This window comes from Micromonospora sp. KC207 (genome assembly GCF_004348615.1).
Taxonomy (GTDB): domain Bacteria; phylum Actinomycetota; class Actinomycetes; order Mycobacteriales; family Micromonosporaceae; genus Micromonospora.
The window spans coordinates 1-6445 of sequence record NZ_SMKJ01000347.1; the positions used below are offsets into that span (position 1 = coordinate 1).

At 75.7% G+C, this 6445-nt stretch carries 4 protein-coding genes and 1 pseudogene; all 5 read left to right on the forward strand.

Annotation, left to right across the window (positions count from 1 at the left end; genetic code table 11):
- Positions 1–148: 148 nt before the first annotated feature.
- A complete protein-coding gene (locus tag E1258_RS28670; protein WP_132406625.1) occupies positions 149–1609 on the forward strand; it encodes a DNA-3-methyladenine glycosylase 2 in 1461 nt (486 codons plus the stop codon).
- Entirely contained in the window at positions 1606–2136 is a 531-nt protein-coding gene (locus tag E1258_RS28675; protein WP_132406627.1) for a methylated-DNA--[protein]-cysteine S-methyltransferase, read from the forward strand. The genes E1258_RS28670 and E1258_RS28675 overlap by 4 nt, the downstream gene beginning before the upstream one ends.
- 72 nt (positions 2137–2208) lie before the next feature.
- Positions 2209–4125: an ABC transporter ATP-binding protein gene (locus E1258_RS28680; protein ID WP_132406629.1), complete on the forward strand. Its 1917-nt coding sequence runs from the start codon at positions 2209–2211 to the stop codon at positions 4123–4125.
- The gene (locus E1258_RS28685) at positions 4122–6005 is read left to right on the forward strand and encodes an ABC transporter ATP-binding protein (RefSeq protein ID WP_132406631.1); all 1884 of its coding nucleotides are present in this window, start codon (positions 4122–4124) and stop codon (positions 6003–6005) included. Before E1258_RS28680 ends, E1258_RS28685 begins: the two co-directional genes overlap by 4 nt.
- A pseudogene (locus E1258_RS28690) lies at positions 5984–6445 on the forward strand (class I tRNA ligase family protein); the annotation flags it as partial. The gene E1258_RS28685 and the pseudogene E1258_RS28690, both read left to right, overlap by 22 nt.

Sequence of the window (6445 nt, forward strand, 5' to 3'; positions counted from 1 at the left end):
GCGTTGACGACAGCGGACGCCCGGTGGCCCCGCGCGGGCTACCCGCGCACCGCACCGAGACGAGGGGTGGAGGGGCCGCCGGGTGTCCGGACGCTCAGGTCCGATTCCCGCGAGCCGCCGCAGGTGAGCTGCGGGCATCATCGGTGGCGTGGAGTTGGACTTCGAGCGGTGCTACCGGGCCGTGGACAGCCGCGACCAGCGATTCGACGGCTGGTTCTACACGGGCGTGACGTCGACCGGGATCTACTGCCGGCCGTCCTGCCCGGCGACGACGCCGAAGCGGCGCAACGTCCGGTTCTTCCCGTCGGCCGCCGCCGCCCAGTCGGCCGGGCTGCGGGCCTGCCGCCGGTGCCGCCCCGACGCCGCCCCGGGCTCGCCGGAGTGGGACGTCCGGGCGGACGTGGTGGGCCGGGCCATGCGGCTGATCGCCGACGGGGTGGTCGACCGCGACGGGGTGCCCGGGCTGGCCACCCGGCTCGGCTACACCGAGCGACACCTGCACCGGATGCTCCGCGCCGAGTTGGGGGCCGGCCCGCTCGCGCTGGCCCGGGCGCAGCGCGCCCAGACCGCCCGGATCCTGATCGAGACCACCGGGCTCGGGATGGCCGAGATCGCGTTCGCGGCCGGGTTCGGCAGCGTCCGCCAGTTCAACGACACGGTGCGGGAGGTCTACGCCACCGCCCCGTCGCAGCTACGGGTCGCCCGAAGGCCGCGCACGGCGACCGGGTCGGCGGCGGAGCACACCCCGGCGCTGCCCGGCGGGGCGGGCACGATCACGCTGCGGCTGGCGTACCGGCCGCCGTTGCATGCGGCGTCGCTGCTGGGCTTCCTCGCGCTGCGGGCGCTGCCCGGCGTCGAGGAGGTGCGCGACGGGACGTACCGCCGGGGGTTGCGGCTGCCGCACGGCACGGCGGAGGTGGCGCTGACGCCTGCGGATGGGTACGTCTCGGCGACGCTGCGGCTGGCCGACGTGCGCGATCTGGCCCCGGCGGTGGCCCGCTGCCGCCGGCTGTTCGACCTCGACGCCGACCCGGCGGCCGTCGACGGCGCCCTCGCCACCGACCCCGCGCTGGCCCCGGCGGTGGCGGCGGAACCGGGTGTACGCCTGCCCCGCGCCGTCGACGGCCTGGAGATGCTCGTCCGCGCCATCGCCACCCAGCAGGTCTCCCTGGCCTCGGCCCGCACCACCCTCACCCGGCTGCTGCCTGCCACCGCCCCCACCGATGACGGGTTGCGGGCGTTTCCCGACGCGGAGGAGCTGCTGCGGGTGGCGGACGAGGGGTTCCGGATGCCGGCGGCGCGACGGGAGACGATCCGGGCCGCCGCGCGGGCGGTCGCCGACGGCTCGCTCGACCTCGACCCGGGCGGGGACCGGGAGGAAACCGTGCGACGGCTCCTGGCGGTGCCCGGGATCGGCGCCTGGACGGCCGGCTACGTCGCCATGCGCGCCCTCGGCGACCCGGACGTCGGCCTCCCCACCGACCTGGCCGTCCGGCGCGGTGCCGCCGCGCTCGGCCTGCCCGACGACCCACAGACCCTCGACACGTACGCGAAACGCTGGCGCCCCTGGCGCTCGTACGCGGTTATCCGACTCTGGAGAGCAGCATGACCATCACCCTCGACGGCGCGGTCCTCACCACCCCCGCCGGCCCGCTGAGCGTCCTGACCGGCCCCGACGGGGCGGTCCGGGCGGCCGGCTTCACCGTTGATCCGGAGTCGCTGGTGCCGCTCGTGCACCCCGCGCTGCGCGGTTCGGTGCGGCGGCGCGCCGACCTCGGGCCAGTGACCGCCGCCGTTACCGCGTACCTCGACGGGGAGTCGACGGCCATCGACCCGGTGCCCGTGCAGCAGCACACCGGCGGCGCGTTCCAGGCGCACGCGTGGCGGGTGCTGCGCGAGGTCGAGCCCGGCCGTCCGGTCACGTACACGGCGTACGCCGCGCTGGCGGGGCGGCCCGCGGCGGTCCGCGCCGCGGCGGCGGCCTGCGCGCGCAACGCCGCAGCCCTCTTCGTCCCGTGCCACCGGGTGCTGCGCACCGACGGGACCCTGGGCGGCTACCGCTGGGGGCTGGACGTGAAGCGCTGGCTGCTCGCCCACGAGGCGCAGACGGCGCCGAAGACCCCCGAAGGGCACTGAAGTGGGGTCGACGGTGCCGAAGGTCCGAAAATTGACAGCGGCGACCGTCCACTTTGACGCTACCGTCGGGTAGTGCCTGCGGAGAGCGACGGCTACCCGGCCCACCGGGGCGACGCCCACCCGGCCCACCGGGGCGACGCCCACCGCCCCCTGCGCAACCTCTGGCGGCTCCGCTCCTACCTCCGCCCGTACGCCGTCGAGTTCTGCTGGCTGTTCGCGGCGGCGCTGGCGATCACCGGGGCGAGCCTGGCCGTGCCGCTCGTGGTGCAGCGGGTGATCGACGGCCCCGTCGCCCGGCACGACCCCGGCGGGCTGGTCCGCCTCGGCGGGCTGGCCCTGCTGCTCGGCCTGGTCGAGGCCCTGCTGATCTTCGTCCGCCGGTGGGCCCAGTCCTCGTCCGCGGTGGGCATGGAGGCGGCGATCCGGGCCGACGTCTACTCCCACCTGCAACGGCTGCCGGCCGACTTCCACGACCGGTGGCAGTCCGGCCAGCTGCTGTCGCGGATCACCAGCGACCTGTCGGTGATCCGCCGGTTCCTCTCCTTCGGCCTGCTGTTCCTGGTGCTCAACCTGATCACGTACGCCGCCGTGGTGGTGCTGCTGGTCCGGCTGCACCCCGCGCTGGGGCTACTGGTGGCGGCCAGCGCGGTGCCGCTGTTCCTGATCAGCCGCAGGTTCGGCCGGTACTACCACGCGGCGTCGCGGCGGATGCAGGACCAGCAGGGCGACGTGGCCACCCTCGTCGAGGAGACCGCGCAGGGCCTGCGCACCATGAAGGCGTACGGCCGGGGCCCGGAGCTGGCCGCCCGGTTCGCCGACGGCGCGCGGGCGCTGCACGACACCGGCGTGGCCAAGAGCCGGCTGCTGGCCCGCACCTCCGCCCTGTTCGACCTGGTGCCCAACCTGACCCTCGGTGTGGTGCTGGTCGCCGGAGCGGTCGCCGCCGCCCGGGGCGCGCTGACCATCGGCGAGCTGGTCGCCTTCGTCAGCCTGCAACTGATGCTGATCTGGCCGGTGCAGTCGCTGGGCTGGATCATCGCCAACGGCCGGGAGGCGGCGACGGCCGCCGACCGCATCCAGGAGGTGCTGGACACCGAGCCGGCGATCGTGGACGGCTCGCACGCGGTCGCCCTGGCCCGGGAGGCGGTCCGGGGCCGGCTGGCGTTCGAGGGTGTCTCGTTCCGCTACCCGGGTACGTCCGCGCCGGTGTTGCGCAACATCGACCTGACCGTGGAGCCGGGCGAGACGCTCGCCCTGGTCGGGGCCACCGGCGCCGGCAAGAGCACTTTGCTCTCCCTGGTGCCCCGGCTGCACGAGGTGAGCGGCGGACGGGTCACTCTGGACGGTCACGACGTGCGCGACCTGCGGCTGGCCTCGCTGCGTCGGCTGGTCGGGGTGGCCTTCGAGGAGGCGACGCTGTTCTCCATGTCGGTGTGGGAGAACCTCACCCTGGGCCGCCCGGACGCCGACGAGGCGGACGTGCGGGCGGCGCTCACGCTGGCCCAGGCGGACTTCGCGTACGAGCTGCCGTGGGGGCTGGCCACCCGGGTCGGCGAGCAGGGGCTCACCCTCTCCGGCGGGCAGCGGCAGCGGCTGGCCCTGGCCCGGGCAGTCCTCGGCCGACCGGCGCTGCTGGTGCTGGACGACCCGCTGTCCGCCCTCGACGTGCACACCGAGGCGCTGGTCGAGGTGGCGCTGCGGCGGGTGCTGCGGGACAGCACCGCGCTGCTCGTGGTGCACCGGCCGTCGACGGTCACGCTGGCCGACCGGGTGGCGCTACTGGAGCGGGGGCGGATCACGGCGGTCGGCACCCACTCGCGGCTGCTGGCCACGGTGCCGGCGTACCGGGCGGTCCTGTCCGCCGAGCCGGGCCCGCCAACGGAGCCGGGGGCATCGGCCGGCCCGGGGGCATCGGCCGGCCCGGGGGCATCGGCCGGCCCGGGGGCATCGCTGGCCGGGCCGGACGGCCGGGGACTGGTGCGGTCGTGACCGCCGCCGACGCCGAGGACCGCCCCGACCTGGCGACACGCCCGGACCTTCAGCGGTGGCGGGGGCAGGCCACCGACCCGGAGGCCGACCGGAGCCGGGCCGAGGAGGCCACCCCCGAGGCGATCGCCCGGCTGCGGGTGCGCAGCCGGGCGCTGCTGCGCGACCTGCTGCGCCCGCACCGGGGCGGGCTGGGGCTGGCCGTGGGGCTGCTGCTGGTCCAGAACGCCGCCGCCATGTCCGGGCCGTACCTGGTGATGCTCGGCATCGACCGGACCATCGGGCCGCTGCGGGCCGGGGACAGCGGGCCGCTGGCGGCCGTCGCCGCCGCGTTCGCCGCCGCCGCCGTGCTCGAGTACGGGGCCCGGCGCGGCTTCCTCACCCTCTCCGCCCGGATCGGCCAGGCCGTCCTGCTGGAGCTGCGCCAGCGGGTGTACGGCCAATTCCTGCGGCTGTCCGTCGGCTTCCACGAGCGCTACACGTCGGGCCGGATGATCTCGCGGCTCACCAGCGATCTGGACTCCATCGCCGAACTGCTCGACGGGGGCGTCGACAACCTGGTCCTCGCCGCGCTGTCGATCCTGTCGGTGGCCGGCATCCTGCTCTGGCTGGACCTGCCGCTGGCCGCGGTGACGCTGCTGGCGTTCCCGTTCCTGCTCTGGCTGTCCCGCTGGTTCGCCCGCGCCTCGGCCGACGCGTACCGGCGGACCAGGGAGGCGATGTCGCTGGTCATCGTCCACTTCGTGGAGTCGCTGCGCGGCATCCGGGCGGTGCAGGCGTACCGGCGGGAGCCGCGCAACCAGCAGATCTTCGCGGCCGTCAACGACGACTACCGGCAGGCCAGCCTGCACGCGTTCCGGCTGATCGCCACGTACTCGCCGGGAATAAAGGTGATCGGGAACGTGACAGTGGCGGTGGTGCTCGGCTACGGCGGGGCCCGGGTGCTCGGCGGCGGGACGGAGGTGGGGGTGCTCGCCGCGTTCCTGCTCTACCTGCGCCGGTTCTTCGAGCCGATGCAGGAGCTGAGCCAGTTCTACAACTCGCTCCAGTCGGCCACGGCGGCCCTGGAGAAGCTCGCCGGGGTGCTCGACGAGCGGCCGGCGGTCGCCGAGCCGGCCCACCCGGTGCCGCTGCCCACCGGCGGAGCGCGGGGCGCGGTGGAACTTCGGTCGGTCTCCTTCGGCTACCGGGCCGCGGCGCCGATCCTGACCGGCCTGGACCTGACCGTGCCCGCCGGGCAGACCGTCGCGCTGGTCGGGGCCACCGGGGCGGGCAAGTCCACGATCGCGAAGCTGCTGGCCCGGTTCCACGACCCGGACGCCGGCACGGTCACTTTGGACGGGGTCGACCTGCGGGACCTGGCCGACGCCGAGCTGCGCCGGGCGGTGGTGCTGGTGACCCAGGAGAACCACCTGTTCAGCGGCTCCGTGGCCGAGAACATCCGGTTCGGCCGGCCGGGTGCGGACGACGCGGCGGTGCGGGCGGCGGCCCGGGCGATCGGCGCACACGACTTCATCGCGGCCCTGCCTGACGGGTACGCCACCGAGGTCCGCCGCCGTGGCGGCCGGCTCTCCGCCGGGCAGCGGCAGCTCGTGGCGTTCGCCCGCGCGTTCCTCGCCGACCCCCGGGTGCTGGTCCTGGACGAGGCGACGTCGTCGCTCGACGTGCCCACGGAACGGCTGGTGCAGCGGGCGCTCGCCACGGTGCTGCGGGACCGGACGGCGTTGGTGATCGCGCACCGGCTCTCCACTGTCGAGACGGCCGACCGGGTGCTCGTCCTCGACCGCGGCCGGGTCGTGGAGGACGGCCCGCCGGAGCGGCTGACCGCCACCGGCGGCCGGTACGCGGCGCTGCGCCGGCAGTGGCGCGACTCCCTGGTGTGACAACCGGGCCACCCGATAAGGCGTGGTCGGCCCGGCCGGGCGCTGCCTACCAGCGCCGGGTGCAGAACGTCTACGGGGTGCGCTGCGACCCGACTCTGCCGTACGACCCGCACTGGCAGCCGCCGGCCGCCCCGGTCAACGACGCGGCCCGGCGGAACCCGACCCCGATCTCCCGGCGCAACTTCGTGGAGCTGTGCGGGACGCTGACCGTCGCCGACGAGCAGGCGTTCGAGGCCCTGTGGCGGCGGCTCGGGCTGAGCGTGGACTGGTCGCTGACGTACACGACGATCGGCCGGACGGCGCGGGTCGCGTCGAGCGGGCGTTCCTGCGCAACCTGGCCCGGGGCGAGGCGTACCAGGCGGAGGCCCCGACGCTGTGGGACGTCGGGTTCGCCACCGCCGTGGCCCAGGCGGAACTGGAGGACCGGGAGCGGCCGGGCG

What these genes read in the sequence shown, in the direction of transcription:
- E1258_RS28675 (WP_132406627.1), top strand. Translation starts at nt 1,606, where the DNA reads ATGACCATCACCCTCGACGGCGCGGTCCTCACCACCCCCGCCGGCCCG.